The sequence below is a fragment of the Pseudomonas izuensis genome (genome assembly GCF_009861505.1).
Lineage (GTDB): Bacteria > Pseudomonadota > Gammaproteobacteria > Pseudomonadales > Pseudomonadaceae > Aquipseudomonas > Aquipseudomonas izuensis.
On the sequence record NZ_WTFT01000029.1, the window covers coordinates 48051 to 64925 of the forward strand.

Genomic DNA, 16875 nt, shown 5'->3' on the forward strand with positions numbered 1-16875 from the left:
GGGCGAAACAAATCATCCGTCGCACTTGGATTGATACTATTTTGCACTGGGGTTTTGGGCGAGAAACACAGGGAAGGGGTTTTCAGCGATGGGGCGTTATCGGATCCGTACAGGTTTTTCGGCAACGCAGTTGATCTGTAGGAGCAAAGCTTGCTCGCGATGGCGATCTTGAGGGCGCCATCGCGAGCAAGCTTTGCTCCCACAAAAAAGCGATTGAGATGTTTATCCGTGGTTCTGCTCGGTTAGACGCTGCACCACCAACCGCCGGTAATGCGTCGGGGTCATGCCCTTGAGCTGCTGAAAGCGCCGGTTGAAATTGGAAATGTTGTTGAAACCGGACTCGAAACACACGTCGGTCACCGGCTTGTCGCCATCGGCCAGTAACTCGCAGGACTTGCTGATGCGCAGGCGATTGACGAACTCGATGAAATTACGCCCCGTGGCCTGTTTGAACACCCGGCTGAAGTAGGTCGGCTTCATGCCCAGATGCTCGGCGACTTCCTCCAGTGTCAGGTCCCGGGCGTAGTGGGCGAAGATGTAATCCACCGCCCGGTTGGTGCGGTCGATGTTGTTTTCGTCCGCCAGTTGCGGCGTCGTCGCGCCGGACAGCAACTGGTAATCGTCGCAGGTCGCGAGCAATTCCAGCAGGATGAAAAAATGCCCGAGGCGAGTCATGCCGGTCGTATCAGCGACACACTGCATCAGCTCCATGGCCTTGCGGATCGAATGTTTACAGCGAAACTCGATGCCGTACTGCGCACGTTCCAGCAGCGGTGCCAGGGTCTTGAGTTCGGCGAACACCTGATAGCCGCTGTCGAACAGTTCATCGGTGAAGTTGACCAGCATGTCGCGCTTGGGCACCACTTCATCCTCGGCCACCTGGCTGATCCAGTTGTGGGGCAGGTTGGGGCCGGTGAGGAACAGGGTTTCGGGGTAGAAATTGCCGATGTAGTCGCCAATGAACACCTTGCCGGAGCTGGCGACGATCAGGTGCAGTTCGTATTCCTTGTGGAAATGCCAGCGCACCAGCGGGCAGGGGAAACCATGCTGGCGATAGATGATGGACAACCCGTTGTGATCGTCCATCAGCTCGTAGGAAGGGTCGGTGACTCTGGTAGTACGGGTCATGTCAGGGCGCTTTTGTTGTAATCGCTGCTTGATCATGCCATAGGCCGCATCCCTGTAGGAGCGAGCCCTGCTCGCGATGGACGTCAACGATAACGCGTGCTGTCTGAATGAGCGCGTTGCCCAGACGTTTTTCGCGAGCAGGGCTCGCTCCTACAAACGATTCTTCGCTTCGATCCACTGCGACATGTACTGCGTGCTCTTGTGATGGTGGTGGCGCAGCATGTTGCCGGTGAAGTTGTCCCGTCTGATGGCGGGCAGGTTTTGCAGGCATTGCTCGATCCGGGCGACCAATGCCGGACCATGAACAGTGTGTTGGTAACGCTTGGCCAGCAGTTCAAAGCCTTGCGCTTGTGCTCGCAGCCAACGGGTTTTGTCCTGATGGAGCTGCACGGCGCTGTCAGCGAACTCACTGGCCGTGCGGGTAATCGCGCCGGGCCATGCCTCCTCAGCGTACATGCCTTCTGCGCCAATCGGCGTGGTGACATTGGGCGTGCCACAGAGCATCGCATCGGCGATCTTGCCTTTGACACCCGCACCAAAACGCAACGGCGCCAGGCATATCCGCGCCGCCGACATGACCTGCAAGGCATCTTCGGCCCAGTTCATCACATGAAAGCCTTGCGCCGGGTTATGCAGGGCGGTTGCCTTGGGCGGTGTGTAAGCGCCGTAGATGTGCAATTGAGCACCCGGCAGTTGCTGGCGAATCAGTGGCCAGACGGTGGTTTTCAACCAGAGCACTGCATCCCAGTTGGGCGCATGACGAAAGTTGCCGATGTGCAGAAAGTGCGCCCGCTCTTCGAACGATCGGGGTGGATGGGTCGGTAAATCGACCATTAACGGACACCAGTGCAGCAGCTCGCGTGGCACCTTGAACTGCTCGACCAACAACTCGATTTCCACCTCGGAGATCATCAGGTTCAAATCGCAGCGATAAATCGCCGCGATCTCCCGCTGGGCCACATCGGTATCGGCCATGAACTCGAACTCTTCGCGAAGCGCCGGTGCAAACAGGTCGCTGAAGTCATTGGCATCGTCACTGGCTTTTAAACGCTGCTTGAGCCGCTGGTGCCGAGCATCGCGCAGGCTTTGCAGGTCGACGGTCTCAAGTATGCGCAGCGCATCGGGGCAGTGTTTTTCCACGCGCCAGCCGAACTGTTCTTCCATCATGAAGCGATCGAACAACACCACATCCGGTGCCAGTTCGCCGATGAAGGTGTCGAAGCTGCTGTCGTTCAACTCGATCGGCACTTCGTCAATGCCCAGCGCTCCGAGGTCTGCGCGATGCTCACCGCTACGGGCCGGACTGCTGAAGGTGATGTCCCAGCCTTGCCCCAGAAAGCTCTCGAGGATTTGCATCATGTGCCCGCCAGCCGCCGAAGAGCGGGGCTCGGGCCAGACGTAACCAATGATCAGGACTTTGGTTGCGCGGGGAGGATTCATCAGGGGGCTTTTCCTTGAGTCGGGCAGGGCAGAACGGGCAGGGAGGCAATTAAATCACAGGCGCTGTGGAAGGCGGGGTGGTTTGATCGGTATTGTGCGATGAAGTGAGTCGAAGAGGTTGACGCTCCCTGGCAGGGAGCGTCGGATCTGGCCTGAATCAGGCGTTGATTTCAGGTTTTTTTTTCGAATTCACTTCTTTTGGTCCATCGATGACCTTTTCGATCCAGGCCTTATCCATCGGATCCATCCATCGAACAACCGGGGGGGTGGCTTTCCAGTCGGTGGCAATAATCTTTCTCCCCTCCGCGCTCCATTTAGCCATTTGGTCTTTGAGTTTTTGCATATATTGGGAGGCCGGACAACTGATATCTGCCCATGCATCGACGACCCATGCGTTGATATATTCAGGCTCACTAAAATCGATAGTTGAATGATGTGTTCCCATCGGTATCCCGATGACTGTAAAAGCGTGTGCCCCCGGCATATTCCAAAGGCTTGCATGAGCTCCATTACGGATAGCGACTTCAGCGCTGACATAGGCCAACTGGTCACAGTTACCCGCGCCGGTCTTCAATATTGTTTGGGCATAGTTGGGGGCGCCAACCCTGGAGTATTCCCACAAAACAACGGGTTTAGTGAGTTCTGCTCTTTGCACATCGAGGGAGTCATACGGCAGTTGTTGATTGAAGGAGCCTAGTCCTGTGGCCTGTATTTGGGTGTCTACTTGGGTTTTTGCAGCGCTCGCGTAAAAACTGTTTTTACTGTGCTCCGAAAGCTTATCGAATCCCGGCTGCTTAGTGGCTATGTTGATATTTATTGGCATGATGAAAACTTCAATATCTCGAATGTCATTTTTGTTCCAGACATCAATAAGAAATTCGCGCTTGGCCACGTCTGAAAATATCTCGACTTTCTTTGTCAGCTCTTCAATCTGTTCAGTTGTGAAGCCTTTTTTGTCTATGAGTGTGCTGTATAAATTGTCCAGCGTTGGTAATGCCATGAAAGGCCGGCTGGGCGAACCCTTTCCTGCGACTAGAAAAGGGTCTTTAAGCCGGTGGTAACCTTTGATTAAATCGGCGGCTAGAGCGTCGTCAGAAAAATCGATTTTTATGAATTGGATATTGTCGGTTTTCTTCTTGTTATAGACGCAATAGTAAAAAAGGCCAGTGTCCACTTCTGCGACCAAGTATTCGTATTTGCCCCAGACGTAGCCTGGAATACCAACCTTAAATGCTCTTACGTCGCGCATGTCATCAACGCCGTTAACAATGGCGTTGATTCTTACAGTACAGGTGTTTTTTTCAATTTCAGTATCTACTTGTTTGGTCAGGAATCCGAAATTTTGGTCTTTGATAATACTGCCTGTTGTCTCGGATTTGAACTCCAGGGGCTCTATTGAAGGTGCAGCATTAGCTTTTCCTTTAATGCCATCGAAATGGAATATACGTCGCTCATGTATGACCCGAGCATTTACACCCTTTGACGGCCAAAGACGCTTGTGTTCAAGCGCTTGTGCGCGTTTTTGATCGTGCGTTGCGGTGTCGCCTATGTATTTTGAGAGACATGTCACGCCTCTCTTGGACTTACCCCCCACGTTGCATACCGCATCGAACCCTTCAAGTTCTCCGGAATATGCGGGTGAAGTCAGGTCTGTTAGAGTTTGCGGTTGTTCAGGATTGAATCGATAAACGTTATCGCCAACGACAACGTCGACGTCTCCGGACAAGCGTTGGATCGTGTGAGGCTCGGTATCGAAAAGTCGCGACGGCGTAAGTGCGATAGACCCGTCGCTGAACGTCGTAGGCTCCAACGCGATAGAGCTGGCGGGCCTGAAATTATCGAGAGGCGGGCCACACGGCCGATTGCGGGCTGCGTCAAACGCATACCATTTCCCGTCCTTGAACAGTGCCGTGACCGGACTGGTCAGTCCTGCTGTCCCCGTGCTGACAACACCTTCTGCAATATCGGCGCGTTTAAGTAATTGCGCATGGTCAATGGCTTTGGTGGTGCCATAAAGATTCTTGATCTGATCGATGCCAACGCCAGCGGCTCGGTAAGCTGTGGTTCCCAACTTGCATACAACGTTCTTCCCGAACCTGAACACATCACCCACGCCATCCAGCGGGTTGGCGGATGAGACGAGGCTGCTGGACATGATCCAGGTCATTCTCAGTGCCTTGGGAACGAATTTGCCTGCCGTTTTTGCCACCTTGACAGCCTGGCCTGCTGCCACACCGCCGGGTATGACGAAGCCCGCTGCGTCCAATACGCAGTCGAACACTGCTGAGCCGACGTTGCCCTGGCTGATGTTGTCGATACAGGATTTGAACGGTACGAGGCTGGCGAAGAAGTCTAATACCTTGATCCTGAATGCTTTTTCATTCTCCGAATTCGTTGAGCCTCGGGCCAGGCTTTCCAGTTTGTCTCGCCCCACCACGAAGTGCTCATCAACGACGACCTTGGCCAGATAGTTAACCCGTGAGCCTGGGGAAAAGGCGTCAGGCACTCTGTCGAAGTTGTATCCGGCAGGGTAGAACGTGACGTGCTGGGTGATGGGTTTTATTTCTTCGATGATGACGTCAGACGTGACGTCGTTGCGTGGCACCAAACCTTTTTCATAGGCATCCCAATCGATGGGTTGTGGTGTGGCGCATTGCTTTTCTACACCACCCTTCGGATCGGTGATGCCGGAAAAAGTTTTAATCTCGCCGTTCAGCTTCAGGTCGACTGGAAGTTTTGTGTTCTTTCGAATCTCCACCGAGCCAGGAAATACTTCGTAGTAAGTGATCTTTCCCCTGTATTCCGATCGAATCAAAATGCCGTGACGGCCTTTGTGCGCTTCTTTCTCTTCTGGCGTCTGGAGATATCTGTTTTTATCGATCGCACTGCGCACCGAATAAAACTTCTGGTTGCCATATTCAAGGCTTTGTCGATCCTCAAGTGGTAATTGCGATATCAAATACTTGAATACCGACTCTGAACCGCTGCGCAAGTTGTCGAAGTAAGTTGTGAAGGTTGCCTTGAAAAGTGATTCGACGGGTTTTAGTTGCTTGAAGTTCTTTTCAAGTGTGCGGATAGGGATTTGGTCGTTGTAAGAACTCCAGATTCCAGGCTCCAACTGGCCGGTAATATAGAGGTCCAGCAGTGAGTACATCGTAGCCTGTACGCCGTACGGGATATTTTTACGACGAAGGCACAGGTCCTCGTACGGCAAGCCTTTACCGAAAACCCGTTCCAGCTCGGCAAGGGCAAGTCCCTCTCTGGTCGGCATGTCCGCCGTCAAAGAATCCCGAGCCCCGGCCATCTCTGTCCTGACGCCGTTGAATTTCTCTCGGGCGATATCCAACTGTGCCGCTGTGTAGGTATCGGTGGCATTCGCCACGAGGACCCCATTGGCTATTGCCCAGTCGATCAGTGGATCGACCGAGGCCGATTGCGCGGCTATTTCCTGGCCCGCGGTAATGGGGTCCGTACTGCCATAGTTCATGACCTGTTCGAAAGTCATCTGCCTGGTGGCTCCAGGATCGATTTGTTCGATGCGGGCGACCGCTATTCTGAAGCTTGTCCATGTGTGGCTACCGCAGACCAGATTGTCGGGCATATCGCGAACCAGAAACTCTGGCGCGAAGGCGGACAGCAAGTGGTAGGCGGCGACAGGCGCGGTAGTGGCCGAGACTTTTCCACCGGCCACGAGGTGAGCCTGGAGTCGGCTGACGACTGCCGAAGGCTTGGCTCCCCAGTTGGCCGACTGCGTGAGGTTGTAACCGACCACATGGTTGCGAGGCTGTCCGGGCGTGGGATCAAGGTCGAGCAACATGGCCGCCATGACCCACTCGGTCGCACTGCCAGGGGTAGTGACAGCATTGAGTTTCGACTCAAGTGACTTGCCCAATTGAATGGCTTTATCACTGTTGAGGGCGAGATCCAGTCCTTGCACAGGGCTGGTTACTGTCTTGTGCTGCAAGAGTGTATTGAGCAGGCCGCCGGCTACCAGTGTTTCGAAGCTCTGAACGGTTTCCCGGATCGTTCGTATATGAGTGGCTGTCAGAGGCCGCCCGTAACCCAAGGCACCCTTGTAGTCAGCCCTTTCAGCGCTCTCGGGCAAAACAAAGGATATAACCTTGATTAAGTTACGTATTTCTCCCACGGTTTTCGGTACGTTCCAGCCCATGGCGCTGATGAACCGTTGCGCAGTGACCATGCGCCGGGCTTCTTGCGGATGTTTGATGGCAAACAGCGAATCCTTGTGGGCGGCTAAGGTTCCGCCGTTGAGATTTACCGATGCGCTATCGGGTTTGTCGTTGATGAGGTCGGTCAGTGCCGTTATCAGTGCGTGATGGGTGTAGAGGTCACCCAGGCGTTGTCTTTGTTTTTCAGCCTGAGCTTCGGATCTTGATTGCAGTGGTCTGAGTGGGTCGTCGGGTTGGATTTGGGTAAATGCCTGGTCAGTAGCCAATTGCTGGGCACGCTGGCGTGCTTGAGGCTGGCCTGGCGCTGAGGGTTCACCATGGAACCCGCTGATCAGCGCAAGAGGAATTGACGAACTGGTCGGATAAGCCACGCCAATGTAGGTTGGATCGACGATGTGAGCCATTCTGAGTAGCGGGCCGGCGACATTGGCCCAGCCGCTATTGTCATTCAGGGTGAACGTCGTTTCGACGCCCTTGACCTTGCCGGTCAGCGTGTTGTCCGCTGTACGGATTTTCACTGTGGCAAGGTCAAGGTTTGCCTGCCGGGCCCAATCAATAAAGAACGGGTTTTTGAAGGCGTTGACAAAGTTCAGCCAGCACTGGCCAAAGGTTGAATGCATGGGGACTATGACAGTCGCCGCACTGTAACTGACCTTGCCTTCGGCATACTTGGTCAATGCGCCGGCATAACGTTCAACCAACTGCTTGTCACCATCGCCCCGCGAAGCATCGGTCCAGATCGCGGCGCGCCTGTGGCGCAATAAACGGATCACTTGCCTGGCGGTATCGGTCGCCGATTCCTCAGGGCCGTCGTCAATCACCTCGTCAGTCGCGCTGGCAACACTTTCCAGCTCATCCATCGTGTTGAGGTAATGGGTGAGGGCCGCCACTTTCTCCGATTCGCTTTCTTCGATATCGGGCGTCGGTTCAACGCCTTGCGACAGGGTACCCAGTGACACAACGCTTGCGTCAACCGCTGCGGTATCTCGCTTGCGAATACGATGAGCATCCGACACAGGCTCAGTAAAGGTGTGCCCGGCATGCTTCGCTGCTTGCGTCTCGTGGATCAACTCAAGGTAGGTTTTTGCCGGATCTTGTGGACTGGGTTGTTGCAGCGCTTGCGCAACGTCCTCGATGAGTTGTTCGTCGTCGAGCAAGTCATGTTCCGTGGACTGATACATGAGCTTGAGAATCGTCTGGGAAAGGGCAGGCTCACCCGCCGCCACGGGTTTTCCCAGGATTTGCTCTATATCGTTCTCCAGCCGCTCATGGTGCAGTGCCGGGCTTTCGGCTTCCGGGGGGAGGGCAGTGCCGGGTGCTGTCGGATCCTGAAGGGTGTGGCGATAATCGTTATACAGTGCCGCGGCAGCGAAGACGGCCGTGACACTTGCCCGGGGATTATCCTTTATCAGTTGCCAGGCTGTAGAGGCAGCCACCGGCGTGTAGGGGGCGAGCGCCGTGGTTATTCGCAGTAGTACGCTTTTTAATTGTTGTGCAATCGGTTCCCACCATGAAACCGGCGTTACCTGTAGAGGTCCGACAGGCTCAAATTGCGCCAATGCTTCGAGGCCCTCTGACGTTTCCTCCAGCTGCTGCAACAGCTCTTCAAGTTCATTAGCCGAAGCCGACGGAAATGTCAGTGCATTGTCGATCCTGCTCAAGACGTCGCCGAACGCCTGCGCTATGTGTTCAAAGTCAAGACTGTCCATTGTCGAAGAGGTCGGTTGCGAGTCTTGCAGAGGTATCGGACTGGCGCCGGCATCTTCGCTTTTGCCAGCTGCTGAAGTGGGTGGAAGGGATTCAAAGAAATCGTTGACCTCCTTTTCCGTCGCCTCTGCTTTGGTCCGCAAATCTGCAACGGAAAGAGGAGGGACTTCAGGCGCTTCCGGCGGTATGACAACAGCCGCCGACGTCGGAACAGCGGGTAGATGCGGGCGAACTTTTTCCGCGACACCAAGCACTCCGACCGTGTCCAGCGCATTGGCGACATAGAGTACTTTCCCCCAGAGTCCTCCGGCGTACCGAGGGCCTGTGGTAATGACTTCGTCGAAAAAACTCGACTTGTTTTCAATCTCTTGCAGTGCCAGCAGCAGCGGTGACTTGGCGGGTGACCTATCGGTCTGTTGCTCGGCTACGGGTTCCGATTCGCCGCCGAAGACAAAATAACTACCTGCTTTGGTTAACCCAATGCTCACCGCACTTTTGAGTTCTTCCCCAGCGTCCTTAAGGGACATAGCGCCCAGTTTGGTGAGCGTTGTGTTTATCGGCGTCGCGATCTTCGACAATGTCGCTCGCAGTGCTTCACTCAGTTCTGGCCGATTATCGACAATCTCGACCGACTCTAAACGAGCGTTGAACTGTTGGGCCGTGAGTTCAAAGTTCTTCGTCCAGCGCTTGCGTTCATTCGAGTCGGGATCATTGAACGCTTTGACGAGCAGGGTCGCAAGCGTTCGGGCATCCTTGGGCGATGGCCTGACATGAAGGTAATCTTCAAGTTGGCGTACATGGCGGTCGAACGGAGCATCGGAAGAGTTACGAACGAATTTAAGCGCGTATTGGGTAAATTCACGCAGTTCTTTCCACGTGCCATCATCAAGCAGTTCGCCATCGGCAACTCGCTGCTCTCGTTGCAAGCGTGAATGTTCGAGCTGGGTCTGGATAAATTCATGCACGCCTTCCCCATTACGACCCCGAGGGAAGTTGACGTTCTCGCCGAATGCATCCGCCCATTGATTCGGGGGCAGGTGGCAGATGACCTCGACAAACTCCCGCAGTCGTTCCGGCGTGAAACCTTCCAGGGGTTTGATCGACCGCAGGATAGCGTCCACGAATAGCGGGGCCAGCGTTTTTCCGGTGTCGGATTGCAACATGCCGGACTTTAGCGTTTGTAAAACGTCTTCTTCGGACAAGGCCTCGGTTCGTAGTCGAGAAACGATGTAAACCCATGCTGTTTCAAGCGACCCTTGATCAACTATCGCGCCGTCCGCAGCTTCGGGACTATCGGGTGTCAGGATTGCGCTGTACACCGGGCACGAGAAAGGCTCTTTTAAATCGCCGCGTGCCGAGTTACGTCCATGCACGGCTTGATCCGGCAATACCTCAGGGAGTCCGCGCGTCGGACAATTGCGTGTCCTGATGTCGGAAAGCCTGTTGATCGGTGGGGGTGACACAGTCCGGAGCGGATTCGGAACGGGACGGGAAGCCAATGCAGTAGCGTTGAAAGATGGCATGGGAGGTCTTATCGATGCGCGAGTAAACGAAAGCCCTTTACCACCCTGAATCAGGCAGTGAAGGCATCAAACGCGCAAAGATAGGTGATCCGGTGTTCTTAAAAATGATGAGAGTATTTGCAGATTCTCGAGGGGAAGGCAGCCAGGGCTACCTGCCAAGAATACCCTTGACCTTATCCCGCAACTGATCAATGGAAAACGGCTTGCCAATCACATGCATGCCTTCAGGCACTTCAATGCTTTCGGCGTAACCACTGGCAAACAGGATAGGCAAAGCAGGGCGCAGGGTATGAGCCACGTTGGCCAGTTCCCGCCCATCCATGATCGGCAGGCCGACATCAGTCATCATCAGGTCGATGTGCTGGTTCAGGTCCTTGAGGATTTCCAGCGCCTGTTCGCAGCCATCGGCCTCGAGTACCTTGAATTCCAGTTCCTCCAGCACATCGACAATCAGCATGCGCACGATGGAATCGTCTTCGACGACCAGAATGATGGAGGCATTGGCGGACATAGTGGGAGTCTCGATAGGGTGGGCGATTGCCGGTCGAATGAATCGCCGGCTCTATTGCATGAGTAAGTGGCGGATCCCGACAAGTTCCCAACGCGCTATAAAAAGAATAGGGGAAAGGATAACCGCTCCTCTGGCGAGGTAGCATCGGAATGTAGGACTTTGCGCCAAAGCCTGTGAGAAAAATGGATGGGTTCGCCGGTTTTGGGGCAAACTCCTTGGATTGCACCCGTTCAACAAGGCTTGATTATGACCTCAGTGTCCTCGGTTGATGAGCAACGATTTCGCAAACTCCTGAGCCGCAACATCAGCCTGCCGCTGGGTGTCGGCGCCATCAGTGCGGTCTTTTTCGTGTCGCTGATTACTTATCTGCTGTCGACGATCCAGTGGGTCGAGCACACGGACCGGGTGATCAATAATGCCAATGAGGCAGTCAAGTTGACGGTCGACCTGGAAACCGGGATGCGCGGTTTCCTGCTCAGCGGTGACGAGAAGTTCCTTGAACCCTATGAAACGGCCAAGCCGCGAATCGAGGTCGTGCTCAATACCTTGCTGGAGTTGACCGCTGACAATTCGCTGCAGACCGATCGCCTGCACCGCCTGCAAGCCTTGCAGGGGGAATGGGCTGCTTACGCGCAAACCATGATCGATTTGCAGCGCAGCAGCGGTGACTACCGCAGCGTGGTCCGGGCCGGGAAGGGCAAGCGCCTGACCGACGAGATCCGCAAGCAGTTCGAAGACGTGATCGACATGGAGCAACAGTTGCGCGCGGCGCGCAACGAGGAAGTGCGCCGCACGACGATCTGGAGCATCGCCCTTTATCTGTTGTTCATCGCTGCGATCAGTGGCTTGCTGGCCTATGTTGGCCGGCGCGACCTTATCAATCTTTCCGAGCAGTATGGCGCCAATCTTGCCAGGCAGCGGGCCAGCGCCGAACGGCTGGAGCGCCAGGCCTGGCTGCGCAACGGCCAGACCGAACTGGCTGAACAAGTGCTGGGGCAACTGTCCCTGAACTTGCTGGGACGCAACATATTGCAATTTTGCGCACAGTACCTGGGCAGCGCCGTGGCGGCGATTTATGTCCGCGAGGATCACGGAGGTCTGCGGCGCATAGCGTCTTACGGCTTGTCCCGTGAACAGGAAGCCCTCGAACAACAGATCTATAGCGAAGAAGGCATTGTTGGTCAGGTCGCGCAGCAGGCGCGGCTAATACGCCTGGATAATGTGCCGAGCGATTATCTGAAAGTCAGTTCCGGCCTCGGCGAAGGTCTGCCGCGCAGCGTGCTGGTGGCGCCGACCAGTGACGATGATCGGGTCAATGGTGTCATCGAGTTGGGCTTCCTGCGTCCGCTGGAAGATCGCGATATCGAATTGCTCGAATTGATTGCCGGCAACATCGGCACCTCCATCGAAGCCGCGCGCTATCGCCAGCGCTTGCAGGAAGTGCTGGCCAAAACCCAACAGCTCAACGAAGAACTACAGGTTCAGCAGGAGGAGCTCAAGACCGCCAACGAAGAACTCGAAGAGCAGTCGCGGATTCTCAAGGAGTCCCAGGCGCACCTGGAGACCCAGCAGGTCGAGCTCGAGCAGACCAACGAGCAACTGGCCGAGCAGGCCGGGATCCTGGCCGAACAGCGTGACGCCATGGACCTGAAGAACACCGAACTGAATCAGGCCCAGGTCCAGCTAGAAGAACGGGCCGCAGAGTTGCAGCGCTCGAGCCGATACAAGTCCGAATTCCTCGCCAACATGTCCCACGAGTTGCGCACGCCGTTGAACAGTTCGCTGATCCTGGCCAAGTTGCTCGCGGAAAACCCGCAGGACAACCTAAGCGCCGAACAGGTCAAGTTCGCCGAGTCGATCTACTCTGCCGGCAACGACTTGCTGAACCTGATCAACGACATCCTCGATATTTCCAAGGTCGAGGCCGGCAAGCTGGAAATCCACCCGGAAAACACCAGCGTGGCACGTCTGGTGGACGGCTTGCGCGGGATGTTCGAGCCGCTGGCGGCGGACAAGCAACTGCAGCTCGATGTCGAGTTGCAGGACGATGTGCCGGCCCTGATGTTCACCGACCGCCAGCGCCTGGAGCAGGTGATCAAGAACCTGCTGTCCAACGCGGTGAAATTCACCGAAAGGGGCCGGATCAGCCTGAGCGTCGCCAGGGCGCCGAACGACGCCATTGCCTTTATCGTCCGCGATTCCGGGATCGGCATTGCGCAGGATCAGCAGCAAAGCATTTTCGAAGCGTTCCGCCAGGCGGACGGCACCACCAATCGCCGTTATGGCGGCACCGGGCTGGGGCTGTCGATTTCCCGCGACCTGGCGGCGCTGCTCGGCGGTTCCATCAGCGTGACCAGTACTCCGGGGCAGGGCAGTGCATTCACCCTGATCCTGCCCCGGCAATACGTTGGGCCGGGGCAGGCGCCTGTCGGGCCGATGCGTGACCTGCCGGTGACACCCGTATCCAGTGTCGCTGAAAGTTCATTGAAGCCATTGATTGCCCAAGTCGATATCCCGCGCTTCCACGATGACCGCGACAAGGCACCGTTCACCACCCGCTGCATCCTGGTGGTGGAAGACGAACCGAACTTTGCGCATATCCTTTTCGACCTGGCCCATGAGTTGGGTTATCGCTGCCTGGTGGCCCATGGTGCCGACGAAGGTTACGACCTGGCCCGTCAATTCATTCCCGATGCGATCCTGCTGGACATGCGCCTGCCGGACCATTCCGGGTTGACCGTGCTGCAACGCCTGAAGGAGCACGCCGAGACCAGGCACATTCCAGTGCATGTGATTTCGGTCGAAGACCGGGTGGAAGCGGCCATGCACATGGGCGCCGTCGGCTATGCGGTCAAACCGACCACCCGTGAAGAGCTCAAGGAGGTGTTTGCGCGCCTGGAAGCCAAGTTGACCCAGAAGGTCAAGCGCGTGTTGCTCGTGGAAGACGATGATTTGCAGCGCGACAGCATTTCCCGGTTGATCGGTGACGATGACATCGAAATCACCGCGGTCGGTTTTGCCCAGGAAGCACTCGATCTGCTGCGCACGACGATATTCGACTGCATGATCATCGACCTCAAGCTGCCGGACATGCTCGGCGGCGACCTGCTCAAGCGCATGTCCACCGAGGAAATCTGCTCGTTTCCGCCGGTCATCGTCTACACCGGACGCAACCTGACCCGGGACGAAGAAGCCGAACTGCGCAAGTATTCCCGCTCGATCATTATCAAGGGCGCGCGCTCGCCGGAGCGCTTGCTGGATGAGGTGACACTCTTTCTGCACAAAGTCGAATCCCGGTTGTCCCATGACCGGCAGAAGATGCTCAAGACCGCCCGCAGCCGCGACAAGGTGTTCGAGGGGCGCAAGGTGCTGCTGGTGGACGATGACGTACGCAACATCTTCGCCCTCACCAGTGCGCTGGAGCAAAAGGGTGCAGTGGTGGTCATCGGCCGAAACGGTCGTGAAGCGATCGAGCGATTGAATGAAGTCGAAGACATCGATCTGGTGTTGATGGACGTGATGATGCCGGAGATGGACGGTTTCGAAGCCACTGTTGAAATACGCAAGGACCCGCGCTGGCGCAAGCTGCCGATCATTGCGGTGACGGCCAAGGCCATGAAGGACGATCAGGAGCGCTGCCTGCAGGCCGGCGCCAACGATTATCTGGCCAAGCCCATCGACCTGGATCGCCTGTTTTCGCTGATTCGAGTGTGGTTGCCGAAAATGGAACGCATTTAAGTGGAAAGAAATACCGAGATTGAACTGCGTTTGCTGATCGAGGCGATCTACCTCAAGTACAGCTACGATTTTCGCGATTACTCCGGGGCGTCAATCAAGCGCCGGGTCATCCACGCATTGAGCCAGTTCGAGTGCGGCACCATTTCGGCGCTTCAGGAAAAAGTCCTGCATGACCCGGCCGCGTTTATGCAGCTGCTGCAGTTGCTGACGATTCCGGTCAGTGAAATGTTCCGCGACCCTTCGCACTTCCTGGCGATCCGTCGGGAAGTGGTGCCGCTACTCAAGACCTACCCGTCGATCAAAATCTGGATCGCCGGTTGCAGCACGGGCGAAGAGGTTTATTCGATGGCCATCCTGCTGCGCGAAGAAGGCCTGCTCGATCGCACCATCATCTACGCCACTGACATCAATCCGCGCTCGCTGGAGAAAGCCAAGCAAGGGATTTTCTCCATGGATAACGTCCGCGCCTACACTTCTAACTATCAGCAGGCCGGTGGTCAGCGCTCGTTCGCCGACTACTACACGGCGGCATACGGTTACGCGATTTTCGACAAGTCGCTGTGCGAGAACGTGACCTTTGCCGATCACAGCCTGGCAACCGACAGTGTTTTTTCAGAAACACAGTTAATTTCATGTCGTAATGTGTTGATTTACTTTAATAAAAGCCTCCAGGATCGGGCGTTCGGATTGTTTCATGAGTCGCTTTGCCACCGAGGGGTTCTGGTGCTGGGCAGCAAGGAAACCCCGGATTTTTCCGCCTTCGGCAAGCAATTCGAGCCGCTGGTGAAACAAGAACGGATCTACCGCAAATCATGAACAGCGCAACGGGTTTGCCTTCGATAGAAGCGATCGTGATCGGCGCGTCGGCCGGCGGGGTGGAGGCGTTGCTGAATATTCTCAGCCCTCTGCGTAAGGGTTTCGTATTGCCAATCATCGTGGTGCTGCATTTGCCGGACGAGCGCCGCAGCCAGCTTGCAGAGGTATTCGCCCGACGGGTTTGCCTGCCGGTTCTGGAAGCCGGCGACAAAACCCCGGTCGCAGCCGGAACGTTATATTTCGCCACCCCGGGTTATCACTTGTCGGTGGAGCAGGACCGCAGCTTTTCCTTGAGCCTGGAAGACCGCGTGCATCATTCCCGGCCTGCCATCGACTACCTGTTCGAATCGGCCGCCGACACCTATGGCCCGACCCTCGCCGCCGTATTACTGACCGGCGCCAACCGTGATGGTGCGCGCGGCCTGGCCCATGTCAAAGCGCGGGGTGGCCTGACCATCGTGCAAGATCCGGACGAGGCCCAGGTCGCGACCATGCCCAAGGCTGCGCTGGATTTTCATCAGCCAGACCACATACTCCCTATCCGCGGCATCGGCCGTCTGCTTGTCGAGCTGGAACGAATCGCATGCTAAGTAATATCCAGGCCAAACTGCTGATCGTCGACGATCTGCCGGAGAATCTGTTGGCACTCGAAGCGCTGATCAAGCGCGAAGACCGTACCGTGTACAAGGCGCAATCGGCCGATGAAGCCTTGTCGCTGTTGCTGCAGCACGAATTCGCCATGGCCATTCTCGATGTGCAGATGCCCGGCATGAACGGCTTCGAACTGGCCGAGTTGATGCGTGGTACGGAAAAGACCAAAAACATTCCGATCGTGTTCGTCAGCGCCGCTGGCCGCGAGCTGAACTATGCGTTCAAGGGTTATGAAAGCGGTGCCGTGGACTTCCTGCACAAGCCGCTGGATATCCAGGCGGTCAAGAGCAAGGTCAATGTATTTGTCGAGTTGTATCGCCAGAGCAAGGCCATGAAACAACAGGTCGAAGCGCTGGAGCAGAGCCGCCGCGAGCAGGAGGCGTTGCTGGCGCAGTTACAGAGCACGCAGCGGGAACTGGAGCAGGCGGTGCGCATGCGCGACGATTTTATGTCCATCGTCGCCCACGAAGTGCGTACGCCGCTCAATGGCCTGATCCTCGAGACCCAACTGCGCAAGATGCACTTGGCCCGGGATAACGCCTCCGCGTTTACTCTCGACAAGATGCACGCCATGGTCGACCGCGACGAGCGGCAGATCAAAAGCCTGATCCGCCTGATCGAAGACATGCTCGATGTCTCGCGCATCCGCACCGGCAAGCTGTCGATCCGGCCGACCCGCTTCGATCTGTCGGCGCTGGTTCGCGGTGTGTTACAAAATTTTTCCCAACAGATCGAGGCCGACGAGGCTTCCGTGACCCTCGAAGCCGAGCAACCGGTGATCGGCAGTTGGGACGAATTCCGCATTGAACAGGTGATTTCCAACCTGCTGACCAACGCCCTGCGCTACGGCGCCAAGAGCCCGATCACCGTGAAGGTGTACAGTGACAACGGTGAGGCACGGGTGGAAGTCCGTGATTTCGGGATCGGCATCAGTGAAGAAAACCAGCAGCGGATTTTCCAGCAGTTCGAACGGGTGTCGGCCAAGCAAGCTGTCGCTGGACTGGGCCTGGGATTGTTTATTTCCGAACAGATTGTCACCGCCCATGGCGGTACCATTACCGTCGAAAGCCGGATTGGCGAAGGCGCCCTGTTTCGCGTTTGTCTGCCGCTGTAGGAAAACAGCCGGATTGACGCAACCTCTGGTCGACCCCACGGTCGTATCAGACGCTAT

Annotated in this window: 8 protein-coding genes; 4 read left to right on the top strand and 4 right to left on the bottom strand. The window is 56.1% G+C overall.

Features of this window, described 5'->3' with window-relative positions; translation table 11 throughout:
* Nucleotides 1–222: 222 nt before the first annotated feature.
* From GPL81_RS22950 to GPL81_RS22965, 4 genes are all read right to left on the bottom strand, one after another.
* Nucleotides 223–1128 (bottom strand): AraC family transcriptional regulator, encoded by a 906-nt coding sequence (locus tag GPL81_RS22950; protein WP_160108557.1) that lies wholly within the window; start codon nt 1126–1128, stop codon nt 223–225.
* A 150-nt stretch (nt 1129–1278) separates the two neighbouring features.
* Nucleotides 1279–2568 carry a glycosyltransferase gene (locus GPL81_RS22955; RefSeq protein WP_160108558.1) on the bottom strand — a complete coding sequence of 430 codons (1290 nt, stop codon included), beginning with the start codon at nt 2566–2568 and terminating at the stop codon, nt 1279–1281.
* Nucleotides 2569–2725: 157 nt separating this feature from the next.
* Entirely contained in the window at nt 2726–9838 is a 7113-nt protein-coding gene (locus GPL81_RS22960) for a hypothetical protein (RefSeq protein WP_160108559.1), read from the bottom strand.
* 298 nt (nt 9839–10136) lie between these two features.
* Entirely contained in the window at nt 10137–10499 is a 363-nt protein-coding gene (locus GPL81_RS22965; protein ID WP_160108560.1) for a response regulator, read from the bottom strand.
* Between the two features lie 246 nt (nt 10500–10745).
* On the opposite strand from GPL81_RS22965, the gene GPL81_RS22970 reads away from it, so the two are divergent.
* Genes GPL81_RS22970 through GPL81_RS22985 form a run of 4 tightly spaced genes read left to right on the top strand, consistent with a single transcriptional unit; the run spans nt 10746 to nt 16818 of the window.
* Entirely contained in the window at nt 10746–14237 is a 3492-nt protein-coding gene (locus tag GPL81_RS22970; protein WP_160108561.1) for a response regulator, read from the top strand.
* Nucleotides 14238–15053, top strand: coding sequence for a CheR family methyltransferase (locus GPL81_RS22975; RefSeq protein WP_160108562.1), 816 nt, complete (start codon nt 14238–14240; stop codon nt 15051–15053). It abuts the gene before it with no gap.
* The gene (locus GPL81_RS22980; RefSeq protein ID WP_160108563.1) at nt 15050–15643 is read left to right on the top strand and encodes a chemotaxis protein CheB; all 594 of its coding nucleotides are present in this window, start codon (nt 15050–15052) and stop codon (nt 15641–15643) included. Before GPL81_RS22975 ends, GPL81_RS22980 begins: the two co-directional genes overlap by 4 nt.
* Entirely contained in the window at nt 15637–16818 is a 1182-nt protein-coding gene (locus GPL81_RS22985; RefSeq protein ID WP_160108564.1) for a hybrid sensor histidine kinase/response regulator, read from the top strand. Before GPL81_RS22980 ends, GPL81_RS22985 begins: the two co-directional genes overlap by 7 nt.
* The last annotated feature ends 57 nt before the right edge of the window (nt 16819–16875 follow it).